This window comes from Streptomyces luteosporeus (assembly GCF_039532865.1).
Lineage (GTDB): Bacteria > Actinomycetota > Actinomycetes > Streptomycetales > Streptomycetaceae > Streptomyces > Streptomyces luteosporeus.
Window position 1 is genome coordinate 132,284 of record NZ_BAAASL010000008.1, and the last position, 13,104, is coordinate 145,387.

Sequence of the window (13,104 nt, forward strand, 5' to 3'; positions counted from 1 at the left end):
GAACGATGCTCGGATCGACTCACGGCAGCCTCACCACCACCTCCCGTCCCGCCCGCGTAGCGGCCTGCGGCCTGCACCCGGGACCGGCCGTGCACGGCACGGCCACCGACACCGAGGAGGACCTCGACGTCAGCGGTCGCCCCCTGACGCGCGACGTCCCCGACCTGGACCGGCTCTTCCGGCCCGAGACCGTGGCCGTCATCGGCGCCTCCGACAGCGAGGGACGCCCCAACACCGCCATCACCCGGCAGCTCGTCGACTGGGCGGGCCGTGTCGGCGCACGCATCCACCCCGTGCACCCCACGCGCACCACCGTCTTCGGCATCCCCTGCCGTCCCGGCGTCCGCGACCTGCCGGAACCGATCGACCTCGCCGTCGTGCTCGTCGGCGACCCGGCACCGGTGCTGGAGGATCTCGCCCGGCAGCAGGTGAAGTTCGCCGTCGTCTTCGCCTCCGGGTTCGCCGAGACCGGTGCCGAGGGCGCGGCGGCCCAGCGGCGGCTCGCCGCCGCCGTCCGCGGCACCGCCACCCGCCTGCTCGGCCCGAACACCAACCTCAACGCCTTCGAGCGCTTCCGCGACGACCTCACGGGACCCGCCATCGCCCTGATCACCCAGTCGGGCCACCAGGGACGGCCGGTCTTCGCCCTGCAGGAGCTCGGCGTCCGCGTCTCGCACTGGGCCCCGACCGGCAACGAGGCCGACCTGGAGTGCGCGGACTTCGTCTCCTACTTCGCCACCCGGCCCGAGGTCGGGGCCATCGCCGCCTATGTGGAAGGGATCGCCGACGGTCGCTCCTTCCTCCTGGCCGCCGACCGGGCCGCCCGGCACAAGGTGCCCCTGGTGACGGTCAAGGTCGGCCGCACCGAGACGGGCGCCCGGACCGCCGCCACCCACACCGGCAAGCTCACCGGCGCGGACGACGTGGTGGACGCCGCCATGCGGCAGTTCGGCGTCATCCGCGTGGACGGCCTCGACGAGCTGCAGGACACCGCGACGCTCCTCGCCCGTGCCCGCCCCCCGCGAGCCACCGGCGTCGCTGTGTATTCGATCTCCGGAGGCACCGGGGCGCACTTCGCCGATCTGGCCACGGCAGCCGGGCTGGAACTGCCGGCCCTCTCCCCCGCCAAGCAGGCCGAGCTCCATCAGTGGATCCCCGAGTATCTGAGCGTGGCCAACCCCGTCGACAACGGCGGCCACCCGGTCGGCGACTGGCGGGGCCGCAAAATCATCGACGCCCTGCTCGCGGACCCGTCCGTCGGCGTCCTCGTCTGCCCGATCACCGGTCCCTTCCCGCCGCTGAGCGACAAGCTCGCGCAGGACCTGGTGGACGCGGCCGAGAAGACCGACAAGCCGGTGTGCTTGGTGTGGGGCTCGCCCGTGGGCACCGAGGCCGCCTATCGCTCCACCTTGCTGGGCTCCTCGCGCGTGACCACCTTCCGTACCTTCGCCAACTGCGTCGGCGCCATCCGCGCCTACTTCGCCCACCACCGCTTCACCGCCGACTACCGCTCGCCCTTCGAGGACGCGCCCCGCTCGCCGTCCCCCGCCGCGCGCAAGGCCGAGCAACTGCTGCGCCCGGGCGAGCAGCTCAGCGAGCACGCGGCGAAGCAGCTCCTGCGCGCGTACGGCATACGGGTGCCGCGCGAGCAGCTGGTGACCAGCGCCGCGGCGGCCGTGCGGGCCGCCGGCCAGGTCGGCTACCCGGTGGTCATGAAGGCGTCCGGCCCGCGGCTGGCCCACAAGACGGAGCTGGGGCTGGTCAGGCTCGGGCTCGGCTCCGCGAGCCAAGTGCGCGACACCTACCGGGAGCTGTGCGACATCGCCCGCTACGAGAGGCTCCCGCTGGACGGCGTCCTCGTGGGCCAACTGGTGCCGCCGGGAGTCGAGATGGCCGTCGGCATCACCCACGACCGCCTCTTCGGCCCCACGGTGACCGTGGGCATCGGCGGCGTCCTGATGGAAGTCCTCGACGACACCGCCGTCCGCGTACCGCCGTTCCGCGAGGAGCACGCCCGCGAGATGCTCGGCGAACTGCGCGGGCGCGCCCTGCTGGAGGGTGTCCGCGGGGCTCCCCCGGCCGACGTGGACGCCCTCGTCGAGACCGTCCTGCGCGTCCAGCGCATGGCGCTGGAACTCGGCGGCCTCGCCGAGCTGGACGTCAATCCGCTCGTGGTGCTGGAGCGCGGCCAGGGCGCCGTGGCCCTCGACGCGCTCGCCCTCTGCCGCTGAGCCCACGGACCCAAGGAGTCCGCTCATGAGTCCCTCCCCCCAGGAGATCCCCTCCGCTGGTTCATTGGTAGCGCACACCACTGACAACGGGGTGGTCCGGCTGACCCTCAACCGCCCCGAATCCCTCAACGCCATCACGCCCGACCTGCGCGAACAGCTGATTTCCGGCTTCGCCCGGGCCTCGGCCGACCCGGCCGTGCGGGCCGTCGTCCTCACCGGCGCCGGCAAGGGGTTCTGTGCGGGTGCCGACCTGCGTACGGGCGCCGGGGCGCCCCCGCCGGAGCGGGTGCCCGGCGACGTGGCGCGCCTGCTCCGGGAGGGGGCGCAGGGGCTGGTCGGCGCGGTGCTGGACTGCGAGAAGCCCGTGATCGCCGCCGTCAACGGCACGGCCGCCGGTCTTGGGGTGCACCTGGCGCTGGCCTGCGACCTGGTCCTGGCCGCGGAGGGCGCGCGGTTCATGGAGGTCTTCGTCCGGCGCGGGCTGGTGCCCGACGGCGGCGGCGCGTACCTGCTGGCCCGGCTCGTCGGCCCGCAACGCGCCAAGGAGCTGATGTTCTTCGGCGACGCGGTGCCCGCGCCGGAGGCGCAACGGATGGGGCTGGTGAACCGCGTGGTGCCGGACGACGAGCTGGCCGCTGCCGCAATGGCGTGGGCGTCGCGGCTGGCGGGCGGTCCGACCCGGGCCCTGGCGCTGACGAAGCAGTTGGTCAACGCGTCCTTGGAGACCGGTCGTGCGGCCGCGTTCGCGGCCGAGGCGACGGCTCAGGAGATCAACATGACCACGGCGGACGCGGCCGAGGGCATCGCCTCCTTCCGGGAGCGCCGGAACGCCGTCTTCCGGGGGCGCTGACCGCAGGCGCCGCGCGCGAGCCTTCCGATCTCACGGGGCTTCGGATTCAATGTGCGCATGATGGGACACGCCGGTATGGCGGCCGTCGCCATACGCTTCCTGCGGTCGGAGGGGAACACTGCCCCGGTCGCCCCGTATCCCGCCCCGCGAGCCCGCCCGGTCCTGCGGGCCGTCGGACCGGACGAGCGTCCTCCACCGTCGCCGGAGGTGTTCCGCGCCGTTCTGGGGCACTTCGCCAGCGGCGTCACGGTGATCACCGCCCCCGGTACGGACGGGGAGCCTCCGGCCGGCTTCGCCTGTCAGTCGTTCTCGTCCCTCTCCCTAGACCCGCCGCTGGTCGTCTTCATGGTGGCCCGTACCTCCACGACATGGCCCCGCATCGCCCGCGCGGGCGTCTTCTGCGTGAACGTCCTGGGATCCGGACACGGCACCCTGTGCAGGGCTTTCGCCGTCAGTGGCGCGCGAACTGCCGACAAGTTCGACGGAGTTCCCTACGACGCCGCGCCGGTGTCCGGCTCGCCGCGGCTGCGGGACGTGCCGGCGTGGATCGACTGCGCAGTGCACGCGGTGCACACCGCCGGGGACCACCTGGTGGTCGTGGGGCGCGTGGCGGCACTGGGAGCGAACGAGGCCGCGGCGAGCGCCGGCCCCCTGCTCTTCCACCGCGGAGCCTTCGGCACGTTCGACGCCTTCGGCAGCTACGACGGGTAAACGTTTCCGCTAGTGCTTCCCGTGCTTGTCCCTGCTGCCGCCCTTGCCGTGCTTGACGACCTTGGTGAGCACGTAGCGCTTGCCCGAACCCGGCTTGCCGATCTCGTGGTAGATCCGCGGCTCCCGCTTCGTACCGATGAGGCTCCAGTCGCGGGACAGCTCGCACGCGTCGATGCGCAGGGAGACGCCCTGGACGCGCCCGCTGTCCTTGACCGGCGTCCAGGTGCCCGAGCCGTCGCAGTCCCGGGCCCGGTCCTTGCCCGTGCCGTCCCAGGTGAAGTTGTCCAGGCCGTCGGCGACGGCGGCGCCGTCGTCGGCGAGCCGGACGGTGCCGCCCCTGCCGTCGCTCCAGGTGCCGGCGAGGTCCTGCTTGGTCAGCCGCGGCGGCTGGTACACGCTCACCAGACCGGAGGCGTACGCCCCCGTGCCGAGGGCGCCGACGACGAGCCAGGCGACCAGGCCGTCGCGCACGACGCGGCGGGTCACACTGCCGGCGCGACCGGTGCGCACGCGGCGTGCCGCCGCCCGGCCGGCCAGTGCGGCGGGCAGCAGTCCGACGGTGAGACCGCCCCACCAGATGAGGTAGTTGAGCGGGTTCGCGAAGCTGTGACTGCCGAGCGCGGCCACCGCGCCGAAGACGAGGACCGCGGCCGCGGAGACCACGGGCACGGCTGCCGCCGTCCACCAGGCACGGTCCTCGCGGTAGCGGCGGAGGGCGGCCCGCCGCCCCAGCGCCAGCGCGGGCATCACGGCGGCCGCGGTGACGAAGCCACTGATCAGTACGGTGAGGAGCAGGGCGGCCAGCGCGGCCACGGCGGCGAGCAACGGTGACTTGGGCAGGCCGTCGTGCTCGCGGGCGAGCAGGACGAACACCCCGGTGGTGACGGCGACGACCGTCTCCGCGCACAGCGCCGCCATGGAGGCACAGAACGCGGCACCGAAGCCGTCATCGCGCGCCGGACGCTGCGACGCGGCGCAGCACGGCGCGGACGAGGCATCCGTCGCCCCGTCCGGTATCGCGTGCGGCTCAGCCTGCTGTGTCATATCAGCCCCTCTCACCATGAGAGATTCCCCCGAAGGCCGAGAGGTTGCGTCTGATCGGCCCAAGATTTCACCGATTCATCCCGCTTGATCCGCGTGGGGCCCGGGCGCGGTCCGGTTGGACCGCAGGAAGGCCGGACCGGAAGGCCGGACCGAGAAAGGCGGACCAGGAAGGACGCACCCACCTCACACGGACATGCCCGGCGGCGCAAGACCTTCCGTCCAGAACGCACGACAGATCACAGGGCGGCCGTGAGCGGCTCACGATGCGGACCGATCGGACCGATCAGACCGATCGGGCCGGATCAGTCTCCGGATCGTTCAGGTGACTGTGACTCGGAGGACCCGCAGGAGCCGAAGGAGAGGACGCCGCGCGCGACCTTACGGTTGTTCGCGTCGGCCACGGCCCGCTCGAAGTCCTCAACGGGATAGACCTCGGTGACCAGTTCGTCGAGCAGCAGCCGGCCCTCCTCGTACAGCCGCGCGTAGAGGGCCACGTCGTGCTGGGGCCGCGAGGAGCCGTACCGGCAGCCGAGCACTGACTTGTCCATGTACAAGGACGCGACCGGGATCGCGGCCTCGGCCCCGGCGGGCGGCACGCCGAGCAGTACGGCTCGGCCGTGCCGGCCCAGCGCGTCCACCGCCTGCCGGACGAGCCCGGTGTCACCGACGCACTCGAAGGCATGGTCGACCCCTGCAGGAACGATCCTGCGCACCGCGGCCGGCACCTCGTCGGCGGCGGGGACGTGGACGAAGTGGGTGGCCCCGAAGGTGCGTGCCACGGCCTCCTTCTCCGGGTTGGCGTCGGCGGCCACGACGACGGAGGCACCGGCGAGCCGGGCCCCCTGCAGGACGTTGAGCCCGACGCCGCCGGCTCCGATGACCAGGACGGATTCGCCGTGCGCGACGCGGGCGCGGTTGAGGACCGCCCCGACGCCGGTGACGACGCCGCACCCGAGAAGTGCGGCGGAGGCCGGCGGGATGCCGGGCGGGATCCTGACGGCCTGGACGGCCGTGACCACGGTCCGCTCGGCGAAGGCCGAGGTGGACGCGAACTGGAAGAGGGGCGCTCCGCGGCGGGAGAAGGGCCGGCCCGGCCGGCCGATGGAGGTGCGGCACATCGCCGGCCTGCCCAGCGCACAGTCGGGGCAGGTGCCACAGCTGGCCAGGGCGGCCAGGGCGACATGATCGCCTGGTGAGACATGGGTGACGCCGGGGCCCGCACTGCGGACGATGCCGGTGCCCTCGTGTCCCAGGACCAGGGGGACGGGGTGGGCGATGGTGCCGTCGATGACCGAGAGGTCGCTGTGGCACAGGCCGGCGGCCGTGACCTCGACGAGGACCTCGCCGGGCCCCGGGTCCCGGACGTCGAGGTCGTCCACGAACCGGGGGCGCTTGCCGTCGAAGATGACGCCTCTCATGGGTGGTTGTCCTCTCGGCAGCGCGTGTGGGGCCGGCAGGTGTGGGTGACGGTCAGGAGGGCCAGACGACCGACTGCAGTTCGCTGTACGCGGCGAGGCCGAAGGAACCGCCGTCGCGGCCGGTCCCGCTCTCCTTGAAACCGCCGAAAGGCGTCTCGGGGTGGCGCTGGACGGTGTTGATGCCGACGTTGCCGCTGCGCAGCCGGGCGGCCAGGGCCCAGGCCCGGGCGGTGTCGCCGCTGAAGACGTAGTCGTACAGGCCGTACGCGGTGCCGTTGGCGATGCGGACGGCCTCGTCGTCGGTGTCGAAGGGCATGGCCACCACGACCGGGCCGAACAGCTCCTCGCGCGCGACGATCATCGACGGAGTGGCGTCGGCGATGAGCGTGGGGGCGACGTAGAAGCCGGGACGGACGGGGGGACGGGTACCGCCCGTGACGATACGGGCCCCCTCGGCGCGGGCCGCGGCCACGTGCGCCTCGACGCGGTCGCGCTGCGCCGCGGAGATCACCGGGCCGACGATCGTGGAGTTATCCACAGGGTCCCCGACCGTCAGTGACTCGGCGTAGTGTTTCAACCCGGCGACGACCCGCTCGTACAGCGATCGATGGACGAGCACACGGGTCGGAGCCGTGCAAACCTGCCCGCTGTGGAAGGACCAGACCGAACCGACCGCCCCGATCGCCGACCTGATCACCTTGTCGTCGGCGTCCTCGAGAATGACGGCCGCTCCCTTGCCACCCAGCTCCATCAGGGTGCGCTTGAGCGACCTCCCCGCGGTTTCGGCGATCTTCTTTCCCACGGCAGAGGACCCGGTGAAGCTGACCATGTCGACGCCGGGGTGGGTCACCAGTGCCTCCCCGGCCGCCGGGCCCGAACCGGTCACCACGTTGAACACCCCGTCGGGCAGCCCGGCCTCGCGCAGGATCGGGCCCAGTTCCAGGCAGCAGAGGGGGTCCTGCGGGGCCGGCTTGGCCACGACCGTGTTGCCCATGGCCAGGGCGGGGGCGACCTTGCCGGCGAGATTGACGATCGGGAAGTTGTAGGAGGTGATGCACGCGACGACACCCACAGGACGACGAACGGCCGCGGCGCCGAGCAGGCCGCCCGGGGCGAGCGCGCTCGCCCCGACGGCCCGCGGGGCCAGGGGAATGACGTCCGGTTCCACCGCGCCGCGCGCGTAGCGCCGGAAGCGGTCCGCGGCCACCGGCACCTGCATCGTCGAGGCGACGCGCATCGTCGCGCCCGTCTCGGCCTGGAGGAGGGGCACGAGCTCCTTCCCGCGTTCCACGAGGAGATCAGCGATCCGGTCCAGTACGGCCGCGCGCTCGCGCCGAGCCGTACGGGACCAGCCGTCCTGCGCGGCCCGCGCGGCGGCCACGGCGTCGGCCACTTCGGCGGGAGTCGACTCCGGGGCCTCCCCGACGACCTCTTCGGTCGCCGGATTGACAACTGGATAGTGCCCCTTTTCCGGCGCGCGCCAGGCGCCGGCGATCCAGTGGCCGTACGCCGTCATGGCCGGGCCTCCTTCGGCAGACCGAGCACGCGCTCGGCTATGAGGTTGCGCTGGATCTCGTCCGAGCCGCCGTAGACGGTGTCGGCTCGGCTGAAAAGGAACAGGTGTTGCAGGGCGTCCAGCCGGTACGGGCGGCCGGCGCGCCAGTCGTCCGGTCCCAGGGCGGCAGGCGCGCCGCGCACCTGCATCGCCAGTTCGCCGAGCCGCTTGTGCCAGCTGCCCCACAGCAGCTTGGCGACGCTGGGCGCCCCGGGGTCCGCGGCGTCCCCCAGGGTGCGCAGGGCGTTCCAGCGCATGACCTGCAGGTCGGCCCACTGCCGTACGAGCCGGTCCCGTACCACCGGCTCCGCTGCGGCTCCGGTCCGCTGGGCCAGGCGGATCACCCGGCCCAGCTCGGCCGCGAACCCGGTCTGCAGGGCGAGGGTGGCCACGCCGCGTTCCCGGGCGAGCAGGCTCATGGCGACCCGCCAGCCGGCGCCCTCGCCTCCCACGAGGTGCTCGGCCCGGGCCTTCGCGCCGTCGAAGAAGACCTCGTTGAACTCGGCGGCGCCCGTCAGTTGCCGGATGGGGCGGACCTCGATCCGGCCCGGCTGGTCCATCGGCACGAGGAGGAAGGAGAGACCGTGATGGCGCCGGGAGCCCTCGGTGGTGCGGGCCAGCAGGAAGCACCAGTCGGCCTCGTGGGCGTGGGAGGTCCACACCTTCTGCCCGCTGACCCGGTACGTGCGGCCGCCGTCGGCACGGACGGCGGTGGTGCGCAGGGCGGCGAGGTCGGAGCCGGCACCGGGTTCGCTGTAGCCCTGGCACCAGATCTCCTCACCCCGGGCGACGGCGGGCAGGAAGCGGGCGCACTGCGCGTCGTCGCCGTGGGCGAGCAGGGTGGGCGCAAGGAGGTGCTCCCCCATGTGCCCCAGGCGCGGTGGGCCGCCCGCCCGGGCGTACTCCTCGGCCCACACGACCTGTCCGGTCGGGCTCGCCGTGCGGTTGCCGTACGTGCCGCGTGCGGTGCTCCAGCCGAGGCCGATCCAGCCTCCCGCGCCCAGTTCCCGTTCCCAGGCGCGGCCGGCGGGCCGGGGGGTGCCGTCCGTGAGGTGTTCGGTCAGCCAGGCGCGGGCGCGGTGGCGCAGTTCCTCGTCGTCGGGGCCGAATGCGAAGTCCATGCCGTGCGCCTTTCCTCGTGGCGGCTTCCTCGTGGCGGCGCGCTGTCCTTCAGGCGTTGGGCCGGCGGCCGGCGGCGGCAGCGTCGGCCATGGCCTGCACCTGGCCGAGCAGCGGCATGGGGTCGGTGCCGACGGTGCCCGGGAAGAGGTCCGCAATGCGCTGGGGCGTCCAGGGCTCCTCGGCGTACGCGGCGCGCACCTCCCGCGGCTGCGCCCACAGGGCGATCTTCCGGCCGGCGACGGTGTAGACCTGCCCGGTGACGCCCTCGTGGCGGGCGTGGTCGCTGAGAAGGTAGACCACGAAGGCGGCCACGTCCTCGGGGTCGCCGAGGTCCTTGAGCTCCATGGGGACGTTGGCGGACATCCTGGTGCGGGCCACCGGGGCCACACAGTTGGCGGTGACACCGTACTTGTGCAGGCCGAGGGCGGCGCTGCGGACGAGGGAGATGACGCCTCCCTTGGCGGCGGCGTAGTTGGCCTGGGCGACGCTTCCTTGGTGGTTGCCGCTGGTGAAGCCGATGAGCGTGCCGCTGCCCTGCCGGCGCATCACGCCGGAGGCGGCGCGGAAGACGGTGAAGGTGCCCTTGAGGTGGGTGGCGACGACCGAGTCCCACTCCTCCTCGGTCATGTTGAAGATCATGCGCTCGCGCAGGATGCCGGCGCCGCACACGACGCCGTCGAGCCGGCCGTAGCGGGCGAGCGCGGTGTCGACGATCCGTTGCCCGCCGGCCATCGTCGAGACGTCGTCCGCGACGGCGGTGGCCTCCCCGCCCGCCGCCTCGATCTCCTTGGCCACGGCGGTGGCGATCTCGCTCGTGGGCTCGTCTCCGGCGACGGAGACCCCGTAGTCGTTCACCACGACCTTGGCGCCCTCGGCAGCGCAGGCCAGGGCGACGGCTCTGCCGATGCCCCGCCCGGCCCCGGTGACCGCGACCACCTTGTCGTTGAGGAAGTTCGCCACGGCACTGCCCCTTCCCGCAGTTCCTGACGGTCCGTTAGATTTTTGGGCAGCGCGGGCACGAGCACAAGACCCGGCACCGCACCCTCCGGGCGGGGATGCGCGGCCGCGATCAGGAGGGGAACCCATGCCGCTGCCGAGCGAGTTCCACGAGCTGGCCAAGCGCGTGAACAACTGGGGACGCTGGGGCGGAGACGACGAGATCGGAACCCTCAACCTCATCACGGACGCCGTCGTGCGCGAGGCGGCCGAGACCGTCACCAGCGGGCGCCGCATCCCGCTGGCCCTGCCCCTGCAGCAGGACGGGGTGCAGACGGGGGTCATACCGGGCCGCGTCAACCCGCTGCACACCATGGTGGCCATCAACGTCGAGTTCTTCGGCCCGGGGACCGTCGCCACCAGCGACGACGTGGTCACCATGGGCCTGCAGGCGGGCACCCACTGGGACGGGCTCGCGCACGTCTCCCACAGCGGGCGGCTGTACAACGGCCGTCCGGCGGACTCGGTGACCGCCCACGGCCGCGCCGCGTTCAGCGGCGTGGAGAAGGCCGGCCACATCGTCTCGCGGGGCGTCCTGCTGGACGTGGCCCGCGCCCTGGGGGTGGACCGGCTCGACGGTGGGCACGCGGTGACGCCGGAGGACCTGGAGGCCGCGGAGGAGCTTGCCGGGGTCCGGGTGCGATCCGGCGACATCGCGCTGGTGCGCACTGGCCAGATCCAGCTCTACCTCGGCGGCGACAAGCAGGCGTACGCCTATCCCTCGCCCGGCTTTTCGATCCGCGCGCCCGAATGGTTCCACGCCCGCGACGTCGCCGCCGTCGCCAACGACACCCTGACCTTCGAGATCTTCCCGCCCGAGATCGAGAACCTGTGGATGCCGGTGCACGCCCTGGACCTGGTGGAGATGGGCATGCCGCAAGGCCAGAACTGGAATCTGGAGGCACTGTCGGAGGCCTGCGCCGAGCAACGTCGTTACGCGTTCCTGCTGGCAGCGATGCCGGAACCGTTCGTGGGCGGGACGGGCACGCCGGTGGCTCCGGTTGCCGTCCTGTGAGCGCGGGCACGCGGCGCCGGGCGGGCACGGGCATCGAAGCGCGGCACGCGAAGGAACGGGCGGGCGGCGGCGCACCGATGCGCACCCCGAGCACGGCACCTGTGCGCCGCCACCCAGCTCCGGCGCCTTAAGCCCTGTCGTCGCGCCGGCCGCGACCCGCACTCGCCAAGGCAGCCCCGCACAGCCGGGCCTCTCGACGTCCCCTCGCAGCGAATCGCTGCATCCAAGGGTGATCACCCGAACACTTCACGTCAACACCTGGTCTGGACTTTGTCGACTACGCCCGATTTGTCGCGGCGTGTTGTGGCTCGAAAGCACCAGTCCAGCAGGCGGCGCGGCGGTCCACCTCGCACCAGATGCGCTTGCCGGCCCCGTCCCGCTGCCAGCCCCAGCGATCGGCGAGGCCGTCGACCAGCTCCAGCCCCCTGCCGCCGGTGTCCTCACCCTCGGCGTGCCGGCGCCTGGGCGGGCGGGCACTGACATCGGCCACCTCGACCCGCACCGGCCCCGCGCCGGGCAGGAGCATCCGCAGGACCGCCGGACACCCCGTGTGCACCACGGCATTGGTGACCAGCTCCGAGATCAGCAGGATCAGCGTCTCGGCCAGGGGCTCGTCGGCCCCTATCCCCGATCCCGCGAGCCGCGACCGCGCCCACCTGCGAGCCCGTCCCACTTCCGCAGGATCGGCCCCGACCTCCATCTGCACCTGAAGCACCTGCACCGCTCACACCACCCGAACCGGCGGACCCAACGCCTCACGCCTCGACGAGATCACGGACAGTGACCCCCCGTCGACACAGCATGGTTGACGTACGGTTACCTCAACAAGCGCTTCCGGCATATTCCGACGCAACGGCGTATGCGTCCGGCATACTGTGCGGCGCACATGATGAGGGGTCGAACATCGAGGCGCCTTCCGCCCCGGAACGCACGGCGCGAAGGGCACTCCGGCGCCGGTCGTCACCCCTGCGGCGACACCGTTTTTATTGCGCCTCTGAACCACTCGCACCTCACGGAGAGTACCCGAGAGTTGCAACGACTCCACACAGTGACGAGTTACTGGAAGAAAACGAGTCGATATCGACGCTGAGTGACCGTTGATCGGGTCAAGAGCAACAATTCACCCACATCCTTCACAAGGAATCATTTGGGTCATTCGCGATTTCCTGCCCGCAATTCCCGGACTCGTCGAGGAGTGCGCATGCCAGCAGTTCCTCGGCATCACGGGCCGGCTGCCACTGGGCGGCCCGCAGCCAGGCCCGTTTCAGGTACGGATGGACGTCCGCCTCCCAGGTGAACCCGATACCGCCATGCAGTTGCAAACAGTCACGGGCATTGCGGACAGCAGCCTCGTCGGCGAGCAATTTGGCCGCGGCGACCTCACTGTGAGTAGCTGTCAGGGAGGCTGCATAGACGCTACTGCGTGCGATTTCCGTACGCACGAGCATCTGTGCGCACACGTGCTGCACGGCTTGGAAGGCGCCGACAGGGCGCCCGAACTGCCGTCTGTGCGTCACGTGCGTGACTGCCATCTCCAGTGTCCGGGCCGCATTGCCGAGTTGGAGCGCCGCGGTGAGAAGGGCCGCTTCCGCCCTCGTACGGGCCGGATCCCCGGCCATTTCCACGGCCGGTGACCCCTGGTCCGGCAGGGGGAGTTCCACCAGGTGCAGGGAGGTCGTCGGATCGACGGAGTGCAGTGGGCACGCGGAGAGCGCCACCGGTCCCGCCCCGCCGGCGGTCGGCAGCATCCTGACCGCCACGTCGTCGAGGAGCAGGACGGCGTCGGCTGCGGCGAGGTGTTCAACCGTTCCGCAGCCGTCGGGTGCCGTCACGACGGCTCGTCCCTCGGCCGCGCCGGGCACCAGTCCGGCTGCCAGTTGGGTGGCCACCAGGGGACCCGGCAGGAGGCAGCGCCCCGCCTCCTCGAGGACGAGGACGGCCTCCGCAAGTCCCAGGCCGGCCCCGCCGGCCTCCGCCGGCAGCCGCAAGGAGAAGAAGCCGGCCTCGCCCAACTGCTGCCACAGGGCCCGGTCCGGTCCGTTCTGCGGTGCAGCGCTGTCCACTGCTTCACGCAGCCGTTCGCGGGGGAACCGGGCTTCCAGCAGGGCCCGGGCGGCCGACTGCACGGAGCGCTGGTCGTCGTTCAGCCGGAAGTGCAAGGC

General features: G+C 72.3%; 11 protein-coding genes. 4 read left to right on the top strand and 7 right to left on the bottom strand.

Features of this window, described 5'->3' with window-relative positions; translation table 11 throughout:
• Window positions 1–5 precede the first annotated feature (5 nt).
• The 3 genes from ABD361_RS12395 (at window position 6) to ABD361_RS12405 (ending at window position 3,792) form a co-directional block, all read left to right on the top strand.
• A complete protein-coding gene (locus tag ABD361_RS12395; protein WP_344435091.1) occupies window positions 6–2,231 on the top strand; it encodes an acetate--CoA ligase family protein in 2,226 nt (741 codons plus the stop codon).
• Window positions 2,232–2,256: 25 nt separating this feature from the next.
• Window positions 2,257–3,081: an enoyl-CoA hydratase/isomerase family protein gene (locus tag ABD361_RS12400; protein WP_344435092.1), complete on the top strand. Its 825-nt coding sequence runs from the start codon at window positions 2,257–2,259 to the stop codon at window positions 3,079–3,081.
• 75 nt (window positions 3,082–3,156) lie between these two features.
• A complete protein-coding gene (locus ABD361_RS12405; RefSeq protein WP_344435320.1) occupies window positions 3,157–3,792 on the top strand; it encodes a flavin reductase family protein in 636 nt (211 codons plus the stop codon).
• A 9-nt stretch (window positions 3,793–3,801) separates the two neighbouring features.
• Here ABD361_RS12405 and ABD361_RS12410 read toward each other — a convergent pair whose 3' ends face one another.
• From ABD361_RS12410 to ABD361_RS12430, 5 genes are all read right to left on the bottom strand, one after another.
• Window positions 3,802–4,836 carry a hypothetical protein gene (locus tag ABD361_RS12410; protein WP_344435093.1) on the bottom strand — a complete coding sequence of 345 codons (1,035 nt, stop codon included), beginning with the start codon at window positions 4,834–4,836 and terminating at the stop codon, window positions 3,802–3,804.
• A gap of 302 nt (window positions 4,837–5,138) precedes the next feature.
• The gene (locus ABD361_RS12415; RefSeq protein WP_344435094.1) at window positions 5,139–6,254 is read right to left on the bottom strand and encodes an alcohol dehydrogenase catalytic domain-containing protein; all 1,116 of its coding nucleotides are present in this window, start codon (window positions 6,252–6,254) and stop codon (window positions 5,139–5,141) included.
• Between the two features lie 52 nt (window positions 6,255–6,306).
• Window positions 6,307–7,770, bottom strand: a complete 1,464-nt coding sequence (locus ABD361_RS12420) for an aldehyde dehydrogenase family protein (RefSeq protein ID WP_344435095.1) — start codon at window positions 7,768–7,770, stop codon at window positions 6,307–6,309.
• Window positions 7,767–8,930 (bottom strand): acyl-CoA dehydrogenase family protein, encoded by a 1,164-nt coding sequence (locus tag ABD361_RS12425; protein WP_344435096.1) that lies wholly within the window; start codon window positions 8,928–8,930, stop codon window positions 7,767–7,769. The genes ABD361_RS12420 and ABD361_RS12425 overlap by 4 nt, the downstream gene beginning before the upstream one ends.
• Before the next feature lie 49 nt (window positions 8,931–8,979).
• Window positions 8,980–9,891, bottom strand: coding sequence for an SDR family NAD(P)-dependent oxidoreductase (locus ABD361_RS12430; protein ID WP_344435097.1), 912 nt, complete (start codon window positions 9,889–9,891; stop codon window positions 8,980–8,982).
• Window positions 9,892–10,015: 124 nt separating this feature from the next.
• Between ABD361_RS12430 and ABD361_RS12435 the strand changes: the two genes are divergently transcribed.
• Window positions 10,016–10,942, top strand: a complete 927-nt coding sequence (locus tag ABD361_RS12435; RefSeq protein WP_344435099.1) for a cyclase family protein — start codon at window positions 10,016–10,018, stop codon at window positions 10,940–10,942.
• Between the two features lie 277 nt (window positions 10,943–11,219).
• Here ABD361_RS12435 and ABD361_RS12440 read toward each other — a convergent pair whose 3' ends face one another.
• Together ABD361_RS12440 and ABD361_RS12445 are read right to left on the bottom strand one after the other, a co-directional pair.
• On the bottom strand, window positions 11,220–11,663 hold the full coding sequence (locus tag ABD361_RS12440; protein ID WP_344435100.1) for an ATP-binding protein: 444 nt from the start codon (window positions 11,661–11,663) through the stop codon (window positions 11,220–11,222).
• A gap of 412 nt (window positions 11,664–12,075) precedes the next feature.
• Window positions 12,076–13,101, bottom strand: coding sequence for an acyl-CoA dehydrogenase family protein (locus tag ABD361_RS12445; RefSeq protein ID WP_344435102.1), 1,026 nt, complete (start codon window positions 13,099–13,101; stop codon window positions 12,076–12,078).
• Window positions 13,102–13,104 lie beyond the last annotated feature (3 nt).